Source organism: Marinobacter changyiensis, assembly GCF_009193265.1.
In the GTDB taxonomy this organism is placed as follows: Bacteria; Pseudomonadota; Gammaproteobacteria; order Pseudomonadales; family Oleiphilaceae; genus Marinobacter; species Marinobacter changyiensis.
Map to the genome: position 1 here is coordinate 1080799 of NZ_VZZZ01000001.1, position 25978 is coordinate 1106776.

Here is a 25978-nt window from a genome sequence, read left to right on the forward strand (position 1 = left end):
ACACCGTTTGATGCCAACGCGGTTGATTACTGCGGTTAGCTTGTCAGTCACCGTTCCGCTTCTGGATCACCAGGACCAGCTCGCCAACATCAATGCCCCACTTGCTCATGGTGGTCTGGTTGATCAGCGTATCGGGGGTGATCAGGTACATCCAGTCATCCATACGGACATCCAGCGTGCCGTCACCGTAAGCCACTCTGAGCACATAATTCATATTGATGGCGTTACCCTGCCAGCGCATCTGCCCGGCTTCGACCACATCCCCGGCGGTTGCCCTGTAACCGTCTTCATGGGGGGTGAGGGTCCAGACCCGGGTCTGCTCTTCGCCGTCGTCGAACCGGAACACTTCGTCCAGGGTTCCAACGCCCTGATCATCCCAGCTTGCAACAATGTCGGCATCGAAAGTGCGGATCACCTCGCCGGTGTAATCCTTGACTACACCGCGAGCTGAAAGTTCACCCTCGAAAAACTGTGCCGGCACCAGGGCCGGCGACCGATGGGTATAATCGTCCAGCCCGGGGCTCGCACACCCTGCCAGCATGACGGCCATTAACATTACCCAGATGATACGTCCCGGACGTGGCGATAAGGTGGATATGTACTGTCTTTGCATGATTTTTACACTCGCTGTACAGAACTCGTAATAGATTCCTTGTACGCCTCCAGACCGGTAACAGACCAGCATCGACCGGAACCCCGTCACAGCCCGTACTTATCCTCAATGGCTTCGTACATGCCGTTGGCGATGATTTCCTCGAAGCCCTCATTCAACTGATCCATCACACTTTGGGGTGTTGCCGGGTTCATCGCCAGGAACAGTTCGGTATCATTGAAGGAATACACCGGTTGCAGGTCTTCCACATCCTGTTGGGATGCGAAATAAGGACCGGCAAGGCGATCAGCAATCCACAGATCAATTTGCCCCAGCTCCAGACGCTTCGGATTCAGGTCATCACTGTCGATCTGGGAGACGCTGTAGCCTCGTTCCAGCAAATACTCGGTCATTACGTCGCCACGGTAGCCACCAATGGTCTTGCCGCGTGCATCTTCCAGATCCGTCATTTCAATATCCGAGCCTGCCGGGGCAAACACTGTCCACAGGTTCCTGGTCAGGGGGCCTACCCATTTGAACAACGAGGCACGGGACTCGGTGTGGGTGGTACAGAAAATACCGTGGTTCGGCTTGTCCAGTACCTTATTGTAGCCATAGTCCCAGTTACGGAGCTTGATTACGTAATCAAGCTCCGTATGGGAAAGCATGGCTTTAACCATTTCCGTACACAAACCGTCGATGGTTTTGTCGTTATGCTCATAGGCACGACCCGTGGCACTCATGTTGTAGGGCGGAAAATTCTCGGTGTAAAAGTACAACTTGTCAGCGGTGGCCGCAGTTGAAACAGGCAGTAACGTTAATGCAGACAGCAGTAGGGCAAAATGGCGTCCCATGACGGACCTCCTTGGTCAGTGTTTCGGGCATGATCAATTGATCACAGGGTTAACGGGGAGCGCCGAGTCTAACCCACAGTCTGACTGTGCCCTGCATTCTTCCCTGTTCGTTTTTGTAAATGAATTGGTTTATAACAGACTGAATAAAAAGGAATTTATAGCACTAAACTGGTGCGACCGAGATATTTTGGGGCAGCCTTATTTACCGATGCAGAAACTGCTGAAAATCTTGCCAAGTAAATCATCAGGGGTGATGGCGCCGGTGATTTCCCCGAGGGCATCCTGGGCATAGCGCAAGTCTTCCGCCAGCAGTTCGCCGGCTCCATAGCCCTGTAGTTGTTGCTGACCTTGCTGCAAGGCCGAGCGGGCTTTCTCAAGGGCGTCGAGATGACGACGACGGGCCAGAAAGCCACCCTCGGTGGTAGTAGCAAATCCCATACACTGTTTCAGGTGATCACGAAGAACCTCGAGGCCGTCTGCTGATTTTGCCGTCAGCCGGATGACCGGGGCCAGGTCATTCCCGGTATCCGTGAACCCGATGGGCTCACCGCTCAGATCCACTTTATTGCGGATTACCGTGACAGGAGCGGAGTCTGGTAACTGGCCAATAAAGTCCGGCCAGATTTCATGGGGGGTGGTTTTATCCGTGGTCGTGGCATCCACCATCAACAGGATGCGGTCTGCCTGGCGGATTTCATCCCAGGCACGGGCGATACCGATTTGCTCCACCTCATCGAGGCTGTCACGCAGCCCGGCAGTATCAATAATGTGCAGGGGCATACCGTCGATGTGGATATGTTCCCGCAACACATCCCGGGTGGTACCTTCGATGGCGGTTACGATGGCGGCTTCCCGACCTGCGAGGGCATTCAGGAGACTGGATTTGCCCGCGTTGGGGCGACCTGCGATCACCACACTCATGCCATCCCGTAAAATCGTTCCTTGCTGGGCTTCCGAAAGGATCTGATCCAGATCGGCCAGCAGAGCATCAAGGTCCTGTGCAACCTTGCCATCGGCCAGAAAATCAATTTCCTCTTCGGGGAAATCAATTGCTGCCTCCACGTAAATTCGCAGGTGGGTGATCGCTTGTACCAAGGCGTCTATACGATGTGAAAACGCGCCCTGTAAAGATCGCACCGCACATCGGGCAGCTTGTTCCGAGCTGCTCTCAATCAGGTCAGCGATCGCCTCCGCCTGGGTGAGATCGAGCTTGTCATTCAGGAACGCCCGTTCAGAAAACTCACCGGGGCGGGCGAGGCGCGCACCAAGGCCACAGACCATACGCAACAGCATATCGAGAATAACCGTGCCGCCATGACCCTGGAGCTCGAAGACATCTTCCCCGGTAAAGGAGTGGGGAGTGGGGAAGAACAAACCGATCCCTTCGTCGATAACCGCGCCGTTCTGTTCGTGGAACGGGCCGTAATGGGCATAGCGGGGTTTTGGCTCGAAGCCCAATAACTGCTTTGCCATCTCCCGGGCCTTCGGACCCGATACACGAATGATCCCCACACCCGCTTGACCAGGGGCAGTTGCAATGGCGGCAATGGTATCGGTCGGGTGATTCATAAGATGGCGTCTATCCGGTCATTCTCAACAAAAAAAGGCCCCTTCAGAAGGAGCCTTTTCACTGGGACTGATCTAATACTCAGTGTTTTCTGCTGGCAACTTCTGCTTCGATCTTGCGCGTAATGTACCACTGCTGGGCGATCGACAGAATGTTGTTGGTCAGCCAGTAAAGCACCAGACCGGCCGGGAACCAGAGGAAGAAAACAGTAAAGACAATCGGCATCATCTTCATGATCTTGGCCTGCATCGGGTCCGGCGGTGTCGGATTCAGACTCATCTGGATGAACATACTCGCGCCCATCAGGATTGGCAGAATGAAGTACGGGTCCATTACCGACAGGTCGTTGATCCATAAAACGAAAGGCGCATGACGCAACTGCACACTTTCAAACAGCGCCCAGTACAGGGAAATGAATACCGGCATTTGCACCAGAATGGGCAAACAACCGCCGAGCGGATTGATCTTCTCGCGTTTATAAAGCCCCATCATTTCCTGGGACATACGCTGCCGGTCATCACCGTAAAGTTCTTTCAGGCGTGTCAGTTGGGGTGCAACAGCACGCATCCGGGCCATGGAACGGTAACTGGTAGCTGACAGGTGGAAGAACACGCCTTTGACCAGCACGGTTAACAGGATGATTGCGACACCCCAATTCCCTACGATCCCGTGGAACCAGTCCAGTATCATGAAGAGCGGTAACGCGATGAAAAACAGGAAGCCGAAATCGACGGTTCGGTCAAGATTGGGTGCTACGGTTTCAAGGCGGTCAATGATCTTGGGACCAATGTAGGCTTTAGCGCCAACTTCGCCCCTTTGTCCCGGTTCGACCACCGTTGCCGGGCTGACAAAACCCATTACATACAGATTGTTGCGCTGGTTGGTCTGAAACTGGTGTGTTTGTCCCGGTTCAGGTATCCATGCTGTTAGGAAGTAGTGCTGAAGAAAGGCCAACCATCCGTCGGAAACCGACTTCTTTATAGGCGTTTCATTCAGATCACTGAAATCGTACTTTTCATAAGGGTCTTCGGGTGTGCTGACAACCAGACCGAGGAACGCCTGAATACCCATACTGTTCTGGGCAGTGGGATCGGCACTTTGATCCCGGATAATTTTACCCGTGAAATTGCCCTGCCATGCATCGCTGGACTGGTTATCAATGAGATATCGAACGTTGATTTCGTAGCTATCCCGGGAAAATTGATACTGTTTGGTGACTGTAACACCACTGTCATTGGTTACTGTCAGATCAACGGACAGAACATCCTGATTTTCGCCGAGGCTATAGGAGGATGCGGCTGTGGAATATTCCGGGGTGCCGTCATTTCGGCTACTGTCGAAGCCATCGCGCCCGATCATGCCACTCTCGAGCATGTAGATACGGTTGGCAGAATTCTCGAGCAATTTCAACGGAGCTTTGCTGTTGAGTTCCTGGTCATATTGCAGCATCGCTGCTTCGACTATATTGCCGCCAACAGGGTCAATTTTCAGCTGCAGCACGTCAGTGGTGACCGTGATCAATTGCTCACTGACGCGAGTAGGGCTGTCAGCACTTCCGGTATTGCCGTAAGCCCCTTGTTCCGGGGTCGAGAACTCCTCATCGGCGGCACGTTGCGATGTAGGAGATGCGCTACTCGTATCGTTGGTTTGACCGGTTTCTGAAGTTCTTTGTTCTGTGACCTGGGTAGTTTGAGGTTGGTGATAATCCTCGTTCCAGGCCAGAACCATCATGTAGCTGACTACGGCCAGGCCGGCAAATAATACGATTCGTTGAATATCCATAAACTCAGTGCGTCGTCTGGTTAGCGTGGGAAGAGCTGTGAGCCTGCCGGCAACAACCGCGAGTAGTATTGATTTGCTTGGATTTTACGCCTGGAACCGGATCATAACCGCCCTCTGCCCAAGGATGACACCGCAATAATCGTTTTGCCGCCAGTACGAACCCACGAAGAACACCATGCGTCTCGATTGCTTCGATGGCGTAAGCAGAGCAGGTGGGGTAGTGGCGGCAATGACTGGCCATGAGAGGGCTGATAGCGTACTGGTAAACCCTGATAGGGAAGATCAGAAATTTACGCATCAGCTGGCACCCTCAGGATTTTGGGCAGTCGGTTCTGCAGGCAAACTGATTTGACGGGCTTTGCGAATCAGGCGTTGCCAGAGATCAGCCAGCATGAGGTTGAGTTCCGGATTATCAATGTTTGCCAACCCTTGTCTGCTCAACACTATTATATCCAGCGGGGGCATGTCTGGCTGGTGCCGGAACGTTTCACGTACCAGGCGTTTGACCCGGTTACGTTGTACCGCGTGTTTTAAATTCTTTTTTGAAAACACAAGCCCGACTCTGGCATGACCCAACGCATTGGGCTTGGCCAGAATCAGAAAATGCTTGTGTGGCACTCGAAGCTGTACGTCACTGAAGACTTCGCTGTAGTCCCGAGGTGTCAGCAGTCGTGATGATCTCGGAAAGGCGAAAATCCCCATAAGGCTTGCGATGCCTTACGCAGTCAGGCGTGCACGGCCTTTGGCACGACGACGGGAGACAACTTTACGTCCGTTGGCGGTGGCCATACGGGCACGGAAACCGTGAACACGCTTACGCTTCAGGTTACTGGGTTGAAACGTTCTTTTCATGGTGAAGCTCTCACATAACGAAGTTTAAAATCAGATGTTGTCTGTAAAATGAACAGTCAAAACAGGTGCGGCATTCTAGTCAATATGCCAACCGAATTCAACGACAAATACTGGCGGGTGAAAAAGTCGTCTCAGAAGGTCAAGCGGGCGGTGATTATTAATTCATTAAGTTTTTTAATTCTTTTAATTCTTTTAACTACTACTGTTATTAGGGAGGCGTTTTTCTGTGGATAAGCTGTTTATTAACTATAAAATCAATAATATGCGGTAATGACAAAGCGGTTTATGAGTGCGGTTGAGCACTGTGGGTAAGTGTCTTACGGAATGTGGGTAAGTTTGGGTCTGGGTGTTTGTCCGAGTTATTCATGGTTTGGTACATGGATATGAACAGGGTTCAGAGAGGCTTCTCAACAGGGTGCTGTGGGTAACTTTCTTTAGGTTTTTATCTGTACACAACCCTGTGCAGAAGTTTGTAACACTATGAAAAATAGGTTTTAAACCTTCCACAGGTTGTTTATTGTTTTCGTTTGGGGCTTTTACTTGAGGGTGCTGAGGCGTAGAATTCCGTGTCATCTTGAAGACCAAGACTCCGGGTAAACCGGGTCAGAGGAATTCCTACAGCATCGGAGGCAGGCTGTCGTGCCGCAAAGAGTTTGGCATCAATGTCTAGAAATACTCCGGGATGAGTTTCCCGCTCAACAGTTTAATACCTGGTTAAGGCCTTTGCAGTCAGATCATCGGGAAGGCCAGCTGATGCTGTTCGCCCCGAATCGCTTTGTTTTGGATTGGGTGAATGAAAAGTACCTGAGGCGGATCGAAGAAGTGCTCAAGGATCTGGAAGGTGGCCAGGCCCCCCGGATTAACATGAGTGTTGGGTCAGCCCCAAAAGCCGGCGCGCTGGTTGAAGCCTCCGCGCACCAGAAGAAATCCGGATTTCGGGACGATCCGGGCATCGCCAATGAAGAAGAGCGAGGTGTTGCCGCGAGTGTTGCTGAGCGCCCGGTCCGGAGTCATATTAATAACATCAACAGTGATCGCCGGTCGGTTCAGGTTGAAGGCGACATAAAGCACCGGAGTTTTCTCAATGAAGGGTTTACGTTTGACACCTTTATTGAGGGTAAATCAAACCAGCTTGCCCGTGCAGCGTCCATGCAGGTTGCCGAAAATCCGGGCGGTGCCTATAACCCACTGTTTCTTTATGGCGGCGTGGGTTTGGGTAAGACCCACCTGATGCACGCCATTGGCAACGATATTGTCCGTCGCAATCCCAGGGCCAAAGTCGCGTATCTGCGGTCAGAGCGTTTTGTAGCGGATATGGTAAAGGCGCTTCAACTGAATGCGATCAGCGAGTTCAAACGCTACTATCGTTCGGTGGATGCGCTACTGATTGACGATATCCAGTTTTTCGCCCGCAAGGAGCGTTCCCAAGAAGAGTTTTTCCATACCTTTAATGCCCTGCTGGAAGGCGGCCAACAGGTGATTGTGACCTGTGACCGTTTTCCGAAAGAAATTGTGGATATGGAAGAGCGGCTCAAATCCCGTTTCGGCTGGGGTTTGACGGTGATGGTTGAACCCCCGGAACTCGAAACCCGGGTAGCGATATTGATGAAGAAAGCTGAGCAGGTGAATGTTAATTTGAGCAGTGAGGCGGCGTTTTTTATTGCCCAGAAGATTCGATCAAACGTCAGAGAGCTCGAAGGGGCGCTCCGTTTGGTGATAGCGAATGCTCACTTTACGGGCTCGGAAATTACCCCGCCTTTTATTCGGGAAAGTCTCAAAGACCTGTTGGCACTGCATGAAAAACAGGTCAGTATCGATAACATTCAGCGCACGGTGGCTGAGTATTACAAAATCAAAGTGGCGGACCTGTTGTCCAAGCGCAGAACCCGGGTTATTACCCGACCAAGACAGGTTGCCATGTCTCTTGCCAAAGAGCTTACCAATCACAGCTTGCCTGAGATTGGCGACGCCTTTGGCGGACGAGACCACACGACAGTTCTGCATGCGTGCAAAAAAATCATCGAACTGCAGGGAACAGACCCGAACATCCGGGAAGACTACCAGAATTTTATGCGTCTACTGACTACCTGAAAATTACAACCTCCATCCAACCAAAAGAATGCTGAGTGCCATGAAACTGACGATCAGCCGAGAAGCCCTGTTAACTCCGTTACAGTCCATTGCTGGCGTAGTTGAACGCAAACAAACCATGCCGGTGTTATCCAATGTCCTGATGGAAGCTGAGGGCAATACCCTTACTCTGACAGGCACCAATATGGAAGTTGAGCTGGTGGGCCGGGTTACACCTGTCCATATCGATCAGCCGGGCCGGATTACGGTCCCTGCTCGTAAGCTGTCGGACATTTGTCGGGCACTTGGCGAAGAGTCGCCCATTGAGCTGGCGCTGGAAGGTGACCGTTTACACCTCCGTTGCGGTGCCAGTCACTTCACGTTATCGACCCTGCCGGCAGAGCATTTTCCCAACGTGGAAGACGAGCCTGAAAGTTTCCGGCTGGAAATTCCCCAGGGCGAACTGGGTAGAATGCTGGACGCGACCGCTTTCGCCATGGCGCAGCAGGATGTTCGTTACTATCTGAATGGATTGTTGCTGGAAGTGGACAAGGATCATGTCCGTACGGTTGCCACCGACGGCCACCGGCTGGCAATGGCTCATTTTGATGTAGCTACCGGCTGTCCGGACCCACGCCAGGTTATTGTGCCGCGCAAGGGCGTGTTGGAACTGGCCCGGTTACTGGATGACGTGCAGACGTCAGTCACCCTGGTGATTGGTGATAATCATCTGCGGGCGACGGTGGGCGCGTATACGTTTACTTCGAAACTTATCGAAGGCAAGTTTCCGGACTACAACCGGGTAATCCCCCGCGGTGGCGACAAGATTGTTATGGCGGATCGTGCAACTCTTAAAAACATGTTACAGCGTGCCGGAATCCTCTCTCATGAGAACATCCGTGGTGTGCGTCTGAACCTCGCATCCGGTGAACTGCAGGTGTTTGCGAATAATCCCGATCAGGAGCAGGCTGAGGATGCGCTTGCAGTGGACTATCAGGGCGAATCCCTGCAAATCGGGTTCAATGTAGGCTATCTGGTGGACGTATTGAATGCACTGGATGAGGAGCAAGTGAAGATTACCCTTGCCAATCCAAATTCGAGTGCACTGATCGAAGGTCAGAATGACACCGGTTGTCTCTATGTCGTGATGCCAATGCGGCTATAGGGGCCCGGTTCGCAAGCTTTTTTATTGGCTTCGCTCCCATCAGGCAACAGTCGAGTTAAGGTGAGATAACCTATGAGTGTAATGAGCAATGGTATAAAGGGCGTGTTCAGGATCGGCCAGACAGCGTCGGTTCTGGGCCGTACCGGTGTAAACTGGTTAAGGGGTGATCGTCCCGAGACCCCGCGGCTGTTGCGTCAGACTTTTGAATCCCTCGGTGCTACCTATATCAAGTTGGGCCAGTTTATCGCCAGCTCGCCAACGTTCTTTCCCAAGGAGTACGTTGAGGAATTCCAGAACTGTCTGGATAAAACCCCCAGCCTCCCCTTTGGCGTAATCAAGAAGATCATTCAGCAGGAACTGGGCTGCCCGCTCGGTGACGTGTACGAATCGGTGGACCCGGTTCCGCTTGCATCGGCATCTATTGCACAGGTGCACGCGGCTCGACTGAAAACCGGTGAAGATGTGGTCATCAAGGTTCAGAAGCCGGGCGTTGAAAATATTCTGCTGACGGATCTCAACTTTCTCTATCTGTCCGCCAGAATCCTCGAAACGATCGCGCCGAAACTGTCCTGGACCTCACTGTCCGGAATTGTCGAAGAAATCCAGCGTACCATGATGGAAGAGTGTGACTTCATCAAGGAAGCCAATAATCTGAAGGTGTTTCGTGAGTTTTTGCAGAGCACCCATAATGAAGACGCAACGGCCCCCCGGGTTTATGAGCACTGCAGTACTCGCCGGATTCTGACCATGGAGCGTTTCCATGGCGTACCGTTAACCGACATGGAAAGCATCAAGGGCTATGCCCGGGACCCGGAGCGCACACTGATCACGGCGATGAATACCTGGTTTGCCAGCCTGACCCAATGTGAGTTTTTCCACGCGGATGTTCATGCGGGTAACCTGATGGTGCTAACCGATGGCCGGGTCGGGTTCATAGATTTTGGTATCGTTGGCCGGATCAGGCCGGATACCTGGCAGGCGGTGTCGGACTTCATTTCGTCGGTGATGGTGGGTCATTTTGAGGGCATGGCGGATGCCATGATACGCATCGGTATCACCCGGGAGGCGGTGAGTGTTGAGGCGCTTGCTGGCGATCTCAGGCGGCTTTACCAGCAGATGGATCGCATGGTGCCTGATGCGACCCCTTACGAGCCTGATCAAACGGAAGACGAGGTTAATAATATCCTGATGGATATGGTGAAGATTGGCGAGAGTCATGGTCTTCATTTTCCGAGAGAATTCGCGTTGTTGCTCAAGCAGTTTTTGTATTTCGATCGCTACGTCCATATCCTGGCACCGGAAATGGATATGTTTATGGACGAACGACTGACAATGCTTCACTGATACCTATCTTGATGGTGGTTTGAACCGGGCCTGCTGATACAGGCCCGGTTTGGCGGACACAAATCACCTCCCCTGTCTTGGACGTTTACCCTTTATGGCGCTTGTTAAGTTGCAGACGGAATATTTTCGCAATCTCGACGGTGTGCCAGTCTCATTCTCCCCTTCAATGAATCTGCTGTTTGGCGAAAACGGCAGTGGCAAGTCCAGTTTTCTTGAAGCCATTGGCTATCTCGGCCTGGGGCGCTCTTTCAGGGTCAGTCGCCATCAGGCGGTCTGTGCGCACAACCAGAATCGGTTGACGGTTTTCGGTGGTTTGAACCACGGATTGACTGACCAGGAAGAGCGCCCATCTGAAAGATCCAATAACATTATTCATCGGCTAGGCATATCACGGGATATAGCAGCGAAGGAAACGCGATTAAAGGTGGATGGAGAGGTAGTGCGAAGCTTGTCATTGTTGGCTCGCCACTTTCCGGTTTCAGTGATTGATCCAGGTGTTTTCGATATCGTTGCGGGTGGCCCGGGAAAACGCCGACAGTTTTTGGACTGGTCAGTGTTCCACGTGGAACCTTCTTTCTCGTCGGCATGGCAGCAGTGCCAAAGAGTGACATCGCAGCGGAATCAAATGCTCAGAAATGGTAGACTAGACGACGCCCTGATTCGCGTCTGGGATAACCAGTACGTCGCCTTGGCTAATCAGGTGACGGAGGCTCGTCGCGAAGCCTTCACCCAGTTCAAAAACGCGTTTGATGCGCTTCTTGTAGAAGTTGAAACGCCCTGGACTGATGGGTTGAAACTTGATTTTTTCCCCGGCTGGGATATCAGTCAATCGTTGGCAGAGGTGTTGATACAGCACCGAGAGCAAGAGCAGCGAATGGGCCACACGCTTTATGGCCCCAACCGTGCCGATGTCCGCATGCGGTTCCAGGGGCGGCCGGTTTCAGAAACGTTTTCACGCGGTCAGCAGAAAACACTCGTGATCCTGATGAAGATTGCGCAAGGGATGGTTCTGAACGCCTTGGGCAAGCAGGTTACCTTTTTGTTGGACGATATTAATGCGGAGTTGGATGGTGAGCATCGAGCCATGCTTGCCGAGAAACTCCGGGAGCTCAGGTGTCAGGTTTTTCTGACTTCTATTGAGCAGCCGCAGCCACAGGCATTGTGGCGACATACCATGCCCGATTTCAAAATGTTCCACGTGGAACATGGCGGATTAACGGAAGTATAAAAGATCAGCGCTTTAGGAGCGTCCGAATGACAACGTCGACCTACAACTCCTCCAATATCAAAGTCCTTAAAGGCCTCGATGCGGTTCGCAAGCGACCCGGCATGTATATCGGTGACACAGACGACGGCACCGGTCTTCACCACATGGTCTTCGAGTTGGTGGATAACTCCATTGACGAATCCCTTGCTGGGCACTGCACCGAAATTGGCGTGGTTATCCATCCGGATGAATCCGTAACCGTCAGAGACAACGGCCGTGGCATCCCCGTAGATCTTCACGAAGAGGAAGGGGTTTCAGCTGCAGAAGTCATTATGACCGTCCTGCACGCGGGCGGTAAGTTCGACGATAACAGCTACAAAGTATCGGGTGGCTTGCACGGAGTGGGTGTTTCCGTCGTAAACGCGTTGTCTGAGAAACTGAAGCTTACCATTCGTCGTGAGAACAAAGTCTACGAACAAACGTATACTCACGGCGTCCCGGACAGCCCATTGCACACGGTCGGTGAAACCGATCGAAGCGGCACCGACGTGCATTTCATCCCATCGCCCGAAACCTTTACCCACATTGAGTTTCACTACGACATTCTTGCCAAGCGTCTGAGGGAGCTAGCGTTTCTCAATAGCGGTGTGCGTATTCGCCTACAGGACGAACGTTCAGGTAAAGAAGAAATATTCCAGTATGAAGGTGGGTTGAGGGCGTTTGTTGAGCATCTCAACACCAACAAGACACCGATCAACCGGGTGTTTCACTTTGTGAAAGAGCGTGAAGACGGCATTACCGTCGAGATCGCGATGCAGTGGAATGATGCCTTCCAGGAAAACCTGTACTGCTTCACCAACAACATTCCCCAGCGCGATGGCGGTACTCACCTCGCCGGTTTCCGGGCCGCCTTGACGCGCTCCCTTAACAATTACATTGAGAGCGAGGGTATTGGCAAGAAAGCCAAGGTCAATACCTCCGGTGATGACGCCCGTGAAGGCCTCACCGCGATTGTCAGTGTGAAAGTCCCGGATCCGAAGTTTTCATCGCAAACCAAAGACAAGTTGGTGTCCTCGGAGGTGAAAACTGCGGTTGAGCAGGAGCTGTATCAGTCCTTCGCCAATTTTCTCCAGGAGCAACCCGGGGAAGCCAAGCTGATCGTCAACAAGATGATCGACGCAGCCCGTGCCCGCGAAGCCGCTCGTAAGGCGCGGGACATGACCCGTCGCAAAGGCGCTCTGGACATCGCCGGCTTACCGGGCAAGCTGGCGGACTGCCAGGAAAAAGATCCGGCGCTCTCAGAGCTGTTCATTGTGGAGGGTGACTCTGCGGGTGGTAGCGCCAAGCAGGGTCGGGACCGCAAGACTCAGGCCATTCTGCCCCTGAAGGGCAAGATCCTGAACGTCGAGAAAGCCCGCTTTGACAAAATGCTGTCCTCGGTGGAAGTAGGCACCCTGATTACTGCACTTGGTTGTGGTATCGGCCGGGAAGAATTCAATCCGGAAAAACTGCGTTACCATTCCATTATCATCATGACGGATGCGGATGTTGACGGATCCCACATCCGCACCTTGTTACTGACCTTCCTGTTCCGCCAGATGCGGGAGATTATTGACCGGGGTCACGTGTTCATTGCGATGCCGCCGTTGTACAAGGTCAAGCGTGGTAAGCAGGAGGAGTATCTTAAGGACGAGAAAGCCAAAGAAGCGTATCTGACACAGACCGCATTGGAAGGTGCCCAGTTGTTTGTGAACCCGGAAGCGCCTGCCATCAAAGACTCGGCACTTGAGACCATGGTGAAGGATTATCAGGCGGTGATGGCCATGATCGATCGCCTGTCCCGCGCTTATCCGGCAAAGGTGTTGGTCCAGATGCTGGACAATGTGACCCTGAAACGGGAAGATCTGGTGAGCGAAGAAGCGGTCACCCGTTGGGTTGCTCGCCTGGGCGACGGCCTGGAGCTGGACACCCGCACGGGTACCAAATATACCTTCTCGGTTGCCAAGGACACGGAACGTAACCTTTATTTACCGAAGGTGGTTATCTACGTCCACGGCATTCCCCATACACACATTTTCAGCCATGACTTTTTCGAGTCCTCCTCTTATGGTGTTATTGCACGGATGGGTGAGACGCTCGATGGGTTGATTGAAGACGGGGCCTTTATCCAGCGTGGTGAGCGTAAGCAGGCTGTGTTGTCCTTTGAGGGTGCGCTGTCCTGGTTGATGAAAGAGGCTCAGCGCGGTTTGAACATCCAGCGCTATAAAGGGCTGGGTGAAATGAACCCGGATCAGCTCTGGGAAACCACCATGGATCCGGAAACCCGGCGGATGATGAAGGTGACCATTGAGGATGCATTCGCAGCCGATCAGATCTTCACCACACTGATGGGTGACGATGTTGAACCGCGGCGGAAATTCATCCAGACCAACGCGCTTCAGGTGACCAACCTGGATATCTAGCGGGTTCAACAGTTTTGACAGGGCATGAAAAAGGCGACCAATTGGTCGCCTTTTTCATAATATTCAATAAGTTATAATTGATAGCCTGGTTGAATACGCCGACAGGTTACTTTGACGGTTCGTCAGAGCTGTGAGCAGGCTGGGGAGATACCTGCTCGGACAGCACCTCTTCCAGGGTATACCCGGTGAGGCGGCGGATCGAACGCCAGAGATAGTAGAAAATGGCGATCATCATGATCATCGATGGAATGGCGATCATGGGGTAACTGACCAGGGTCATGCGCCCCAGCTCCTCGTTAAAGGCGGTGGTTCCGGCCGGGCTGATGACAATCCACTTAGCAAGAACGTAGTTCATAAAGGCTGAGAAGAAGAAGGTACCGCTGAAAAAATAGCTGGCTTTCAACAATCTCGCTTCAAAGACGTCTTCGGTTCCCTTCTCTGCCAGTGTGTGATGTATTTTGTCCACGTTGAGAATGGCCGGGTTGTAGAGCAAGGTTCTCACCAGGGGATATTTGGTTCGGGTGGACACCAGCACCGCAATACCGATCAGCGCCGGGATAGCCGCTTCTTTTATAGCGAGCCACTTGGGATCCAGCGCCAGCAAACCGATACCACCGGTCATCCCCACGCTAACCACGCCCAGTACTGCAATAAAGTTGTATTTACGATACCGGATGAGTTCGAACAGACCCCAGGTCAAAGGAAACGCAAGACCGATAATCAGGGCCATGGCGGAACCCAGGTAGTCATCGCCACTGAGCTTCATCAGAATGACTGAGGGAATAACAATGCTGATCAGCAAATCAACCCAGGGACGTGGCTTGTGGGTTGGTTTGTCCGTAGTCGGGGAACTCATAAGGCAGCCTGCGATGGGTCCGTTAAAATCGAATAGGCACGGACTGTGGTCTGGAAAACCCAGTATACGATGAATGGCCGGGTTATCGAAGGGATCCCGGCTCTCAAATCAGTAAGGTGGCCGTTTGAGGACAGCACAGAAAATGACCAAGACGGGTTAATAACCGGATAGACAGAACCGCGGAGAGGAAATCTGGTCGGCGTGGCAGGATTCGAACCTGCGACCCCTTCGTCCCGAACGAAGTGCGCTACCAAGCTGCGCCACACGCCGATAAGGCGGCTATTATACTGATAACAGGACTGAATGCCAGCCGTTCGAAGGGTCTAATCCGGGCGACCCGAGAGCAAATTATCCACCAGATCAGACAGGTCTTCAAACACCGAGATGTTCTCCAGTGGCCGTTTGATCAGATGATGCTCCGTATCCTTGCCATTACCGGTTCGCACCAGACTTGCCTGGCATCCGGCGGCAAGGCCGGCTTCCAGATCTTTACGGCTGTCACCAACCATCAGACTGCCTGCCAGAGAGCTCAGACCGAGGGCGTTCTGGATCGTATGCAGCAAACCCGGTTTCGGCTTTCGGCAATCGCAGTCGTCGTCCGGGTGGTGGGGACAAAAGGCAATAAACTCAATACAGCCACCCTCGGCCTCAACCAGCTGCTTCAGTTTCAGATGCATGGCGTCCAGAATGCCAAGATCATAGTACCTGCGGGCAATGCCGGACTGGTTAGTGGCAATGGCGACCTTGTAGCCGGCTTTACAGAGACGACCAATCGCTTCAATACTGCCAGGCAACGGCTGCCACTCATCCACCGAGCAGATGTAATGGCCGTCATAAGCATTGATGACCCCGTCCCGGTCCAGAATAATCAGCATATTCCTGTTCAGCTTGCTGCCGGTAACAAGGAAATGTCCGCCACCTGCAAGAACAGGTTGCGGAGCTGGTTTAACAGCGCCAGCCGGTTGTTGCGTACGGCGTCATCATCGGCCATCACCATGACATCCTCAAAGAAGTAGTCAACCGGTTGCCGCAGCGTCGCCAAAGAAGCGAGCGCAGAACCGTAATCACCCTGCTCGAACAACGGCAACACCTTGCTGGCCTGCTGCTCGACTTTGTCCGCCAAGGCTCGCTCAGCGTCTTCCTGAAGCAGGTTATGATCAACCGTGTCACGGATCTGGCCACCGCCCTGTTTATTCAGGATGTTGGACACCCGCTTGTTTGCTGCAGCCAGGGCCTGAGCCTCCGGCATCTGGCGGAAAGCTTCGACGGCTTTTATGCGCTGATCGAAGTCCAGTGGTCGGGTCGGTCGACGGGCATGCACAGCAAGGTAGACCTCTGCGCCAATGCCCTGCTCATCGTAGTGAGCCCGGAACCGCTCAAGCATATAGTCAACGACTGTCGTTGCAGGAGCCTCGGTCGTCAGCTGCTGGAAGTTAGCAGTGGCCCACTCGCAGCAGGTCTGCAGATCGAGAGGCAGGCTGCGCTCTATGATAATCCGTAGCACGCCCAGAGAAGCTCTGCGCAAGGCAAACGGATCACGGGTACCGGACGGTGGCTGGTTGATTCCGAACAGGCCTACCAGTGAGTCCAGGCGGTCTGCGATGGCAACCGCACACCCGGTCAGGGTGGCTGGCAGTTGGTCACCGGCAAACCGGGGCATGTATTGCTCGTTCAGGGCCTGAGCAACATCGTCATGCTCATTATCGTGCCGGGCATAGTATTGCCCCATGATGCCCTGGAGGTCGGTGAACTCCAGCACCATCTCGGTGACCAGGTCAGTCTTGGCCAGCATGGCTGCACGTTCTGCCAGGGCCGGGTCACTGCCAATCGCACTGGCAATCTTGCCTGCCAGAACCGCAACCCGCCGGGATTTGTCGTAAAGACTGCCCAGCTGTTCCTGGAACACAATGGGTTTGAGTTGCTCAATCCGTGCTTCCAGCCGGGTCTTGCGGTCGGTCTGGTAGAAAAACGCCGCGTCGGAAAGCCGCGGGCGGATGACTTTCTCGTTTCCGGCGATGACCTGGGCCGGGTCCTTGCTCTCCAGGTTCGCGACCGTAATAAACAACGGCAGCATGCGGTCCTGATGGTCCACTACGTGAAAGTACTTCTGATGTTCTTTCATCGAAGAGATCAGGGCTTCCGGGGGGACGTCGAGGAAACGTTCCTCAAAATGACCGAGTAGCGGCACCGGCCACTCATTCAGGGCCGTTACTTCATCCAGCAGGTCCTCATCAATGACCGCTTTGCCCTGACCTTGTTGTTCCGCTATCGCTTTGATACCTTTACGAATTTTCTCTCGGCGCTCGGCAAAGTCGGCGATCACCCAACCTTCTTTCTTGAGCACGACCTCATAGTCATTCGGGGTCGGGATAATCAGCGACTTCGGGCAATGAAACCGGTGGCCCCGGGATTTATTGCCTGGCGCCAGACCCATGATCGGACTATCCACCACGGTGTTGCCAAACAACAGAACGACCCAGTGCACCGGCCGCACGAATTCGATCTTGTGGGCTCCCCAGCGCATGCGCTTAGGGATAGGCAAGCCTGCCAGGGATTGCTCGATCAGGTCTGCCAGCAGCGCTACCGTTGGTTTGCCCTGCTCCACGGTACGGTAAATCACCCACGCGCCCTTGTCCGTTTCCAGGGTATCGAGTTGATCCGGCGTGACCCCCAGTGACGTTGCAAAACCTGTCAGGGCCCGGGTCGGGTTGCCGGCGTCATCAAAAGCCGCCTTAACCGCCGGGCCGCGACGTTCAATAGCCTTGTCTGGCTGGGCACTGGCAAGATCACGAATACGGACCGCAAGCCGGCGCGGAGCACCGAAGGATTCGACTGCACCGTACGAGATACCCGCCGTGTCCAGACCTTTCACGATGCCTTGGGTAAACGCCTCCGAGAGGGTTTTCAGCGCCTTCGGGGGCAACTCCTCAGTGCCCAGCTCGACCAGAAAATCCTGTGTTGCCATGATTAAGAGTGTCCTTTTACGACTTCGGGTTCAGCGCTGGCCAGCAGCTCCGTGCGCAGGGTCTCCGGTGCCATCGGAAAGCCCAGCGCTTTGCGGCTGTCAAAATACGCCTGGGCAACAGCACGGGCCAGGGTCCGGACCCGGAGGATAAAACGCTGGCGCTCGGTGACCGAGATAGCGTGACGGGCATCCAGCATATTGAACGTGTGGGAGGCCTTCAGTACCTGTTCGTAGGCCGGCAGTGCCAGCCCTACTTCGATCAGGCGTTTGCTTTCACGCTCGTGGACGTCAAAGCTGTGGAACAGGAAGGCGGTATCGGCCTGCTCAAAATTGTAGGTCGACATTTCCACTTCCTGCTGATGGAACACATCGCCATACGTGACCACGCCATCCGGGCCTTCCGTCCAGACCAGATCGTACACGCTGTCGACGCCTTGCAGGTACATGGCAATCCGCTCCAGACCGTAGGTGAGCTCGCCGGTCACCGGATAGCATTCCAGGCCTCCTACCTGCTGAAAGTAGGTGAACTGGGTCACTTCCATCCCGTTCAGCCAGATTTCCCAACCCAGGCCCCAGGCACCGAGGGTCGGCGATTCCCAGTTGTCTTCGACAAACCGGATATCGTGAACCAGCGGGTCAAGCCCCAATGCCTTCAGGGAATCCAGGTAGAGTTCCTGGATATTATCCGGCGAAGGCTTTAACACGACCTGAAACTGGTAATAATGCTGCAGCCGATTGGGGTTTTCCCCATAACGGCCATCGGTCGGGCGACGGCTGGGCTGAACGTAGGCGGCATTCCAGGTTTCCGGGCCGATGGCACGGAGGAAGGTCGCGGGATGAAAGGTGCCGGCGCCGACTTCCATATCCAGCGGCTGGAGCACCACGCAGCCCTGCCGGGCCCAGAATTGTTGCAGAGCGAGGATCAGGCCCTGAAAAGTCTTGAAGTCCGGGTCTGTATTGAACGTTGCCTTGTCTGTCACGACGATTGCCTGCTGAGCTGTCTGTATGTCGCGTGGCATAAACCAGCGGCCACGCATCGAAAGGCCGGTATTATACGCTGCTGAATGGTCTAATTCTAAGGAACCGCTGAAAAACTGCCCAGTGGAACCCAAACCGGTAAGGCCGGGCCAGGTTCAGGGCGTTTAGCGGCGCCAGAACGCGGGTGTCAACAGGACCAGTAAGGTGAAGACCTCAAGCCGGCCAAGCAACATGGCGAAACACAGTACCCATTTGGCAACGTCGTTGATGTCGCCATAATGATAGGTAACATCCCCCAGCCCGGGGCCCAGGTTGTTGATGGCCGAGCCCACGGCTGTCCAGGCGGTGACCTGATCCAGTCCGGTCGCCAGTAGAATCAGCAACATCAGTAAAAACATGCCCATATAGACCGAGAAGAACCCCCAGACCGCCTGCAATACCCGATCGGACACCGGCCGATTCCCCAGTTTGACCAAGATGACGGCGTTCGGGTGCAACAGACGTTTGATCTCCCGTGAGCCCTGCCGAAAGATGAGCAGTATCCGCACCACCTTCATACCGCCACCCGTGGAGGCGGCGCAACCACCCATGAAGGCCATGACAAACAGCAAAAACGGCAACATATGAGGCCATTGCGAGAAATCAGCAGTGGCAAATCCGGTCGTTGTCGCGATGGAAACGACCTGGAACATACCCTTGGTCAAAGCGGTGAACGGGTCCAGCGTCGAGGTCACAATCAGAACCCCAACGGTAATCACCACCACCAGTGCCAGCGCCCCGACGTAAAACCGGAACTCCGGATCTTGCCAGTACAGCAGCGGGTTACGTTGCCGGAAGGCCATAAAATGCAGCGCGAAGTTGGCGCCACTGAGGAACATGAAGACGACAGCAATCATCTCGATGACGGCGCTGTCGAAATAGCCGATGCTGGCGTCATGGGTAGAAAAGCCGCCGATGGCAACGGTGGAAAAACTGTGACAGATGGCATCAAACCAGGTCATCCCGGCGGCCCAATAGGCGAACGCACAGACCATGGTCAGCGATACATAGATGTACCAGAGCGCCTTGGCGGTTTCGGCGATGCGAGGGGTCAGTTTGTTGTCTTTAACCGGACCAGGGACCTCTGCCCGGTAGAGCTGCATACCCCCGATGCCCAGCATCGGCAGGATAGCAACCGCCAGTACGATGATACCCATGCCTCCCAGCCACTGCAGTTGCTGGCGATACCAGAGAATGGATTCCGGCAGCGAATCGATGCCCGTAATAACCGTTGCACCGGTGGTGGTGAGACCGGAGATTGCTTCAAAGAAGGAATCAACGTAAGTGTAAGGTGCGTTACTGCTGAGGTAAAAAGGTAGCGACCCGGCGATACTCAGGACTACCCAGAACAGTGTGGTGATCAGGAATCCGTCCCGAACCCGCAGGTCCCCCGAGGTAGCGCGAAACGGAAACCACACAACGAGTCCACTGAGGGCGACCAAGCCCATGGCATCGAGAAAACGGCTCCACTGGCCATCGTCGTAGAGTAATGAAATGCCCAACGGTGGCAACAGGGTGAGGCTGAAGAGCATCATCAAGATGCCGAGCACTTTTGCAATCACGGGTAAACGCATGAATCAGGCAAATCCTGGTTAGAAGAAGGTAAGCCCTACCTGGAATAGCCGTTCCACGTCACGTATCCGGGATTTATCCACCAGAAACAGAATTACGTGATCATCGGGCTGTACACGCAGATGGTCGTGGGCAATCAGGACTTCGTTATGCCTTACAATGGCGCCGATCGTGGTGCCCTCCGGAAGCTGAATCTCATCAAGCCGCTTGCCAACCACCTTGGAGGACCGGTGGTCACCGTGAGCGATCGCTTCGATTGCTTCTGCCGCGCCCCTGCGCAGTGAGTGAACGTTTACTACGTCCCCCTTGCGAACGTGGGTGAGCAGGCTGCCAATAGTCGTTTGCTGGGGCGAAATGGCGACATCGATTTCACCGCCTTGAATGAGGTCGACGTAATCCGGGTTGTTGATCAGGGTCAGTACTTTGCGGGCGCCGAGACGTTTGGCCAGCAATGAAGCCATGATATTGGCCTCGTCGTCGTTGGTGACCGCGCAGAATACGTCGGTATTCTCGATGTTCTCTTCCAGCAGGATGTCTTTGTTGGCGGCGTTGCCTTCCAGCACAATGGTCTTGCGCAAGCTTTCCGACAGCATCACGCAGCGGTCGCGGTTACGCTCGATCAGTTTGACCTGAAACCGGCCCTCAAGGCTGTGCGCCAGGCGTTGGCCGATATTGCCGCCGCCACAAATGAAAATGCGCTTGTAGGGTTTTTCCGACGGTTGCAACTCACTCATAACGGAGCGGATGTGGTCAGTGCCGGCAATGAAGAACACTTCGTCGCCGTCTTCGATAACCGTATCGCCCTGGGGAATGATCGGCCGGTCCTTGCGGAAAATAGCAGCCACCCGGGTGTCGGTCTTGGGCATGTGGGTGCGCAGGAACGATAACTCGTGCCCTACCAGCGGCCCGCCTTTGGTCGCCCGGATCGCCACCAGACGCACCAGCCCTTTGGAGAACTCCAGCACCTGCAAGGCACCAGGGTATTCAATCAACCGGGTAATGTGCTGTGTAACAACCTTCTCGGGGCTGATCAGCACATCAATCGGGAAGCCGGTTTTACCAAACAGTTCTTTCCGTGACAGGTAGGCGTTTGCCCGCACCCTGCTGATTTTGGTCGGGGTCTTGAACAGGGAGTTGGCCACCTGACAGGCGACCATGTTGACTTCATCACTGCTGGTCACCGCAATCAGCATGTCGGCATCTTCGGCGCCGGCCTGGCGGAGCACGGATGGATAGGAGCCGCTGCCTTGAACGGTCCGTATATCCAGCCGGTCCTGAAGTTCTCGCAACCGCAGCCCGTCACTGTCGATGACGGTGATGTCATTGGCTTCGTTAGCGAGGTTTTCCGCCAGCGTGCCACCCACCTGGCCGGCACCGAGAATGATGATTTTCATGTCGTGATTACCTGACCGGGTCGGAACATTGGGCTTACCTTCACTCGTCGATGCGTTCCAGGCAAGCGTAGAAAAAACCGTCGTGAGACCGGGAGTCCGGCAACAGCTGGCGCCCGGCAGTGGTATCGATGCCCCAGGACACGTCAGGTTCCAGCAGGCGGGCGGTTCTCTCCTGCTTGAGGAACCGCTGGATTATACGGTGATTTTCCTGTGGGAATACAGAGCAGGTCGCGTAAACCATGCGCCCTCCGGGTTTCAGGGTTTTCCACAGCGCTGCCAGCAAACCGGTCTGGATAGTGGCCAGCGGTGTTATATCGGCTTCCCGGCGCAGCAGTTTGATGTCCGGATGTCGTCTGATCACGCCACTGGCGCTGCAGGGCACATCCAGCAGGATGCGATCAAACGGTAACTGGTCCCACCACTGCTCCAGGTTCGCGGCATCGGCTTCCATCAGTGTGGCTGAAAGCCCCAGGCGATCAAGATTTTCCTGAACCCGGGGTAAACGCTCGGCGGACTGATCCAGGGCGATGACTTCTGCCAGTTCCGGGCATTGTTCGAGCATAGCGCAGGTTTTACCACCGGGTGCAGCGCAGGCATCAAGAACCCGTTGGCCCGGGGCAAGGTCCAGTAAAGTGGTGCAGAGCTGGGCGGCTTCGTCCTGGACGCTGACGGCACCGTCGGCAAAGCCGGGCAACTTGTCGACCCCACAGGGCGATGCCAGCTGAATGCCATAGGGGGCGTACAGGGTCGGTTCTGCCCCAATGCCGGCGTCAGTCAGCCACTGCAGGTAATCGGCCCGGGAAATCTGGCTGGCGTTCACCCTGAGTGTCATCGGGGCCTGGGCATTGTTTGCCTCGAGAATAGCAGCCCAGGCTTCCGGCCAGTTGTGGCGCAGCTTCTCGACCATCCACTCCGGATGGCTGTACTGGATTGTTGCGGTTGCGGGCTGGGGTTCGCCTTCTCTTTGGGCGGCCCGGAGTACCCCGTTAACCAGGCCGGTCAAATGGGGTTTGTCCAGTGCCCGGCAGGCTTCGACGGTTTCGTTCAGGATGGCATAGGTCGCTTGTTGGCTATGGCGAAGCTGAAACAGCGCTACCAGCATCAGGTGATGAACCACCCGGTCGGGTTTGCGAAGGGGCTTTTTCAGACGTTGGTTCAGCTCGCCATCCAGGCGGTGAAACCAGCGACAGGTGCCATAACACAGTGCCTGTAACTCGGGACGTTCCGTTGCTGGCAGGCTGGCCAGTGCAGACGGCAAACACTGTGATAGCGATTGGCCATACTCGACCGCGGCCAGTACGTTGGCTGCCACAGCCCTCAGGGGAAGCGCGTCAAATGCCATGGTCAGTGAAGCTCCTGGCCGGGGAGCAACAAGGCTTTGCCACCGTTGATCAGATCACTGACGGACTGAGGCCGGCTGCCGGAGAGCTGAAGGCGCTCTACCCGAAGCGCGCCCTCACCGCAGGCGATATTGATGCCGGTACGGGCACGTGCGAGCACCGTTCCGGGCTTCTGGCCGCTGTTGATGGGCAACACAGTGCCCTGCTGAATCCTGATGCGCTCCTGGTCCAGATCGGTAAAACTGCCGGGATACGGATTAAAGGCCCGGATCTGGCGGTCAATCTCACGCGCGGGCCTGGACCAGTCAATGTGCCCGTCGTGTTTGGTCAGCTTATGGGCGTAACAGGCCTGCCTGTCATCCTGGGGCTCGGGTGTCAGTGTGCCTGCTTCGAGGCCTTTTATGGCCGCCACAATAGCGTCGCCACCCATCTCGGCCAGACGATCATGAAGACTCCCGCCGGTATCCGTTGGTGCAATGGTGGTGGTGGATTTGTACAGCATATCGCCAGTGTCCAGCCCTTCCGCCATCTGCATGATGGTGATGCCACTTTCGGTGTCACCCGCTGCTATGGCCCGCTGGATGGGGGCAGCGCCTCGCCACCGGGGCAACAGCGACGCGTGGATGTTCAGGCAGCCGTAGCGTGGCGTATCCAATACCGAGCGGGGCAATACCAGGCCATAGGCGGCGACCACCATCAGATCCGGTGCCAGAGCCTTGAGTTCGGCCTGGGCGTCCGTCGATCTAAGGCTCTCGGGCTGATACACCGGCAGCTTCTGCTCGAGCGCTAGCTGCTTGACCGGGCTTGGAATAAGTTTGCGACCACGGCCTGAAGGCCGGTCAGGCTGGGAATACACCCCGACAATCTGATGGCCGTACGCTAGCAACGCCCTGAGGGCTGTCGCGGCAAAGTCCGGTGTTCCGGCAAAAACTAGTCGCACAGGTTGAGTATCTCATTGGAAATGCAAAGACCGGGCAGCTGCCCGGTCCGGATGTCCGCTTGTACCGGAGACGCCAACAGGGAATCAGGCACGAATCTTGTGCTGCTTCTCCAGTTTTTTGCGAATGCGGGTCCGTTTCAGGGGGCTGAGATAATCCACAAAAAGCTTGCCCTTAAGATGATCCATCTCATGCTGGATACAAACGGCCAGCAGCCCGGTAACCTCCCGCTCAAAAGGTTCGCCGTCGCGGCCCAGGGCTTTTACCCTGACATGATCAATGCGGGTGACATCTTCATAGAAGCCAGGCACGGAAAGACATCCTTCCTGCATGTCCTGGTAGTCACCGGCAAGCACTTCGACTTGCGGATTAATCAGCACCAGGCGTTCGCTGCGATCGTCCGACAGGTCAATCACGACAATCTGTTGGTGCACATTGACCTGAGTCGCCGCCAGTCCTATGCCTGGGGCGTCGTACATGGTTTCAAACATGTCGTCGATGAGCTTCCGGGTCTCATCGGTTACCTGTTCTACGGGCTTGGCAACAGTGCGCAGCCTGGGGTCCGGGAATTCAAGAATATCGAGTATCATGACGCATCAGCTCTTTTGCTGGTTCCTCTGTGATCACTGAAATGCGACGGTGTACCGCGCATTTTTCTGCCCTGTCTCTATTATGGTCGGGACAACAGGGCGAGATTCAAGTGGGTGACGCTGTGTATACAATCATTATCTCTTATCTTCGCCATTGAGTACAAACTGAGCAGTCATAGGTAGAATTTACTGGAAGAACAAAAGATAACATCACAATTCACCAGACTTCTTCTATAGTAGGGTAATAATCGGGATTTGACGGCCCGGGTAAACTCGCCGGGTCGTCCGATACAGGCACGCGATCAAGGACTTAGACAATGAGGAAATTGCTGTACGCTCTGGCAGCCACCATGCTGCTGTCAACCTCTTGGGCCGCTTGGGCACAGGATGCGGGCCCTGAACTCCGGTCTGACCATCCCGAGCGTTACACCGTCGTAAAGGGTGACACCCTGTGGGATATTTCGTCCCGCTTCCTGAATAACCCCTGGTACTGGCCGGAAATCTGGCACGTCAACCCGCAGGTCAGCAACCCCCACCTTATTTATCCCGGTGACAGGCTGGCGCTGGTGTATATCGAGGGCAAGCCACGGGTTACCAAGGTCGGTGCTTCCAACGGTGTGATAAAACTGTCGCCCCAGGTACGTTCTGAAATGATCGATACGCCGATTCCCGCCATTCCGCTGGATGCCATCAGCAGTTTCCTGACCGATACCCGCATCATCAGCCCGGATGAGCTCGAGGGCGCGCCCTATGTGCTGGAAGGTGAGGACGGTCGGATTGTTACCGGCGCCGGGGACAAGGTATACGCACGGGGCGAAATGCCGGCCAACAAGGTCGGGGTCTTCCGTCGCAGCAACCGCTATGTTGACCCGGTTACCAATGAGTTTCTGGGGCTTGAGGCACGCTCGATCGCCAATGGCGATATCACCGCCAGAGACGGCGACGTGCTGACTATGCAGCTCAAGCGCTCAAACGAAGAAGTAAGGATTGCTGACCGTCTGCTGGTGAGCGAAGACCGGGCCATCAACACTACGTTTAACCCGAGTGCGCCGGACGAAGACATTGACGGCCTGATGATTTCAGTGGACGGTGGCGTCACTCAGATTGGCCAGTATGATGTGGTGGTGGTCAACAAAGGTTCCCGTGAGGGTCTGGAAGTGGGCAACGTTCTGGCGGTGTTCAAGAGCGGTAACCTGGTTCGAGATCCGGTGACCGATGAAACCATTGAGCTGCCCTCCGAACGGGCGGGTCTGCTGATGGTTTTCCAGACTTATGAGAAACTCAGCTATGGGCTGGTGCTCAAAGCCACGCGACCGCTGTCCGTCGGCGACCGGGTAAAAAACCCCTGAGTCTTAAAGGCTTGTAGCTGGATCACCAGCGGGAGTCGGGTCACCGGCTCCCGTTTTTTATA

General features: G+C 54.8%; 22 protein-coding genes and 1 tRNA gene. 6 read left to right on the forward strand and 17 right to left on the reverse strand.

The window, feature by feature from the left end:
- Positions 1-43 precede the first annotated feature (43 nt).
- From F6Y09_RS05195 to rpmH, 7 genes are all read right to left on the reverse strand, one after another.
- Positions 44-541: a DUF3833 domain-containing protein gene (locus F6Y09_RS05195; RefSeq protein WP_425481812.1), complete on the reverse strand. Its 498-nt coding sequence runs from the start codon at positions 539-541 to the stop codon at positions 44-46.
- A gap of 158 nt (positions 542-699) precedes the next feature.
- The gene (locus tag F6Y09_RS05200) at positions 700-1446 is read right to left on the reverse strand and encodes a substrate-binding periplasmic protein (RefSeq protein WP_152205816.1); all 747 of its coding nucleotides are present in this window, start codon (positions 1444-1446) and stop codon (positions 700-702) included.
- 198 nt (positions 1447-1644) lie between these two features.
- Positions 1645-3015: a tRNA uridine-5-carboxymethylaminomethyl(34) synthesis GTPase MnmE gene (mnmE, locus tag F6Y09_RS05205; protein WP_152205817.1), complete on the reverse strand. Its 1371-nt coding sequence runs from the start codon at positions 3013-3015 to the stop codon at positions 1645-1647.
- A 79-nt stretch (positions 3016-3094) separates the two neighbouring features.
- The gene (gene yidC, locus F6Y09_RS05210) at positions 3095-4795 is read right to left on the reverse strand and encodes a membrane protein insertase YidC (protein WP_152205818.1); all 1701 of its coding nucleotides are present in this window, start codon (positions 4793-4795) and stop codon (positions 3095-3097) included.
- 4 nt (positions 4796-4799) lie between these two features.
- Positions 4800-5093, reverse strand: coding sequence for a membrane protein insertion efficiency factor YidD (gene yidD, locus F6Y09_RS05215; RefSeq protein ID WP_152205819.1), 294 nt, complete (start codon positions 5091-5093; stop codon positions 4800-4802).
- Positions 5093-5497, reverse strand: coding sequence for a ribonuclease P protein component (rnpA, locus tag F6Y09_RS05220; RefSeq protein ID WP_152205820.1), 405 nt, complete (start codon positions 5495-5497; stop codon positions 5093-5095). Before rnpA ends, yidD begins: the two co-directional genes overlap by 1 nt.
- 15 nt (positions 5498-5512) lie before the next feature.
- Positions 5513-5647 carry a 50S ribosomal protein L34 gene (rpmH, locus tag F6Y09_RS05225; protein ID WP_152205821.1) on the reverse strand — a complete coding sequence of 45 codons (135 nt, stop codon included), beginning with the start codon at positions 5645-5647 and terminating at the stop codon, positions 5513-5515.
- 639 nt (positions 5648-6286) lie between these two features.
- On the opposite strand from rpmH, the gene dnaA reads away from it, so the two are divergent.
- The 5 genes from dnaA to gyrB all read left to right on the forward strand — a co-directional run bounded on the left by dnaA (position 6287) and on the right by gyrB (position 13895).
- Positions 6287-7738, forward strand: coding sequence for a chromosomal replication initiator protein DnaA (gene dnaA / locus F6Y09_RS05230; RefSeq protein ID WP_152205822.1), 1452 nt, complete (start codon positions 6287-6289; stop codon positions 7736-7738).
- A gap of 40 nt (positions 7739-7778) precedes the next feature.
- Positions 7779-8882, forward strand: coding sequence for a DNA polymerase III subunit beta (dnaN, locus tag F6Y09_RS05235; protein ID WP_152205823.1), 1104 nt, complete (start codon positions 7779-7781; stop codon positions 8880-8882).
- 72 nt (positions 8883-8954) lie between these two features.
- On the forward strand, positions 8955-10226 hold the full coding sequence (locus F6Y09_RS05240) for an ABC1 kinase family protein (RefSeq protein ID WP_152205824.1): 1272 nt from the start codon (positions 8955-8957) through the stop codon (positions 10224-10226).
- Positions 10227-10320: 94 nt separating this feature from the next.
- Complete coding sequence (recF, locus tag F6Y09_RS05245; RefSeq protein WP_152205825.1) at positions 10321-11454, forward strand: DNA replication/repair protein RecF; 1134 nt, start codon at positions 10321-10323, stop codon at positions 11452-11454.
- A gap of 26 nt (positions 11455-11480) precedes the next feature.
- Entirely contained in the window at positions 11481-13895 is a 2415-nt protein-coding gene (gene gyrB, locus F6Y09_RS05250) for a DNA topoisomerase (ATP-hydrolyzing) subunit B (protein ID WP_152205826.1), read from the forward strand.
- A gap of 106 nt (positions 13896-14001) precedes the next feature.
- On the opposite strand, the gene F6Y09_RS05255 is transcribed toward gyrB, so the two are convergent.
- The 10 genes from F6Y09_RS05255 to def all read right to left on the reverse strand — a co-directional run bounded on the left by F6Y09_RS05255 (position 14002) and on the right by def (position 24567).
- Complete coding sequence (locus F6Y09_RS05255) at positions 14002-14751, reverse strand: VC0807 family protein (protein ID WP_152205827.1); 750 nt, start codon at positions 14749-14751, stop codon at positions 14002-14004.
- A gap of 193 nt (positions 14752-14944) precedes the next feature.
- Positions 14945-15021 (reverse strand) — tRNA-Pro (locus F6Y09_RS05260).
- A 53-nt stretch (positions 15022-15074) separates the two neighbouring features.
- A complete protein-coding gene (gene gmhB, locus F6Y09_RS05265; RefSeq protein ID WP_152205828.1) occupies positions 15075-15626 on the reverse strand; it encodes a D-glycero-beta-D-manno-heptose 1,7-bisphosphate 7-phosphatase in 552 nt (183 codons plus the stop codon).
- Between the two features lie 8 nt (positions 15627-15634).
- Positions 15635-17716, reverse strand: a complete 2082-nt coding sequence (gene glyS / locus F6Y09_RS05270; protein ID WP_152205829.1) for a glycine--tRNA ligase subunit beta — start codon at positions 17714-17716, stop codon at positions 15635-15637.
- Between the two features lie 2 nt (positions 17717-17718).
- The gene (gene glyQ, locus F6Y09_RS05275; RefSeq protein WP_152205996.1) at positions 17719-18696 is read right to left on the reverse strand and encodes a glycine--tRNA ligase subunit alpha; all 978 of its coding nucleotides are present in this window, start codon (positions 18694-18696) and stop codon (positions 17719-17721) included.
- Positions 18697-18858: 162 nt separating this feature from the next.
- Entirely contained in the window at positions 18859-20307 is a 1449-nt protein-coding gene (locus F6Y09_RS05280; protein WP_152205830.1) for a TrkH family potassium uptake protein, read from the reverse strand.
- Positions 20308-20325: 18 nt separating this feature from the next.
- Entirely contained in the window at positions 20326-21699 is a 1374-nt protein-coding gene (trkA, locus tag F6Y09_RS05285; RefSeq protein WP_152205831.1) for a Trk system potassium transporter TrkA, read from the reverse strand.
- A 40-nt stretch (positions 21700-21739) separates the two neighbouring features.
- Positions 21740-23041, reverse strand: coding sequence for a 16S rRNA (cytosine(967)-C(5))-methyltransferase RsmB (gene rsmB / locus F6Y09_RS05290; protein WP_152205832.1), 1302 nt, complete (start codon positions 23039-23041; stop codon positions 21740-21742).
- A 2-nt stretch (positions 23042-23043) separates the two neighbouring features.
- Positions 23044-23979, reverse strand: coding sequence for a methionyl-tRNA formyltransferase (fmt, locus tag F6Y09_RS05295; protein ID WP_152205833.1), 936 nt, complete (start codon positions 23977-23979; stop codon positions 23044-23046).
- An 84-nt stretch (positions 23980-24063) separates the two neighbouring features.
- Positions 24064-24567 carry a peptide deformylase gene (gene def, locus F6Y09_RS05300; RefSeq protein WP_152205834.1) on the reverse strand — a complete coding sequence of 168 codons (504 nt, stop codon included), beginning with the start codon at positions 24565-24567 and terminating at the stop codon, positions 24064-24066.
- A 317-nt stretch (positions 24568-24884) separates the two neighbouring features.
- Between def and F6Y09_RS05305 the strand changes: the two genes are divergently transcribed.
- Entirely contained in the window at positions 24885-25916 is a 1032-nt protein-coding gene (locus tag F6Y09_RS05305) for a LysM peptidoglycan-binding domain-containing protein (RefSeq protein WP_152205835.1), read from the forward strand.
- Positions 25917-25978: the final 62 nt, after the last annotated feature.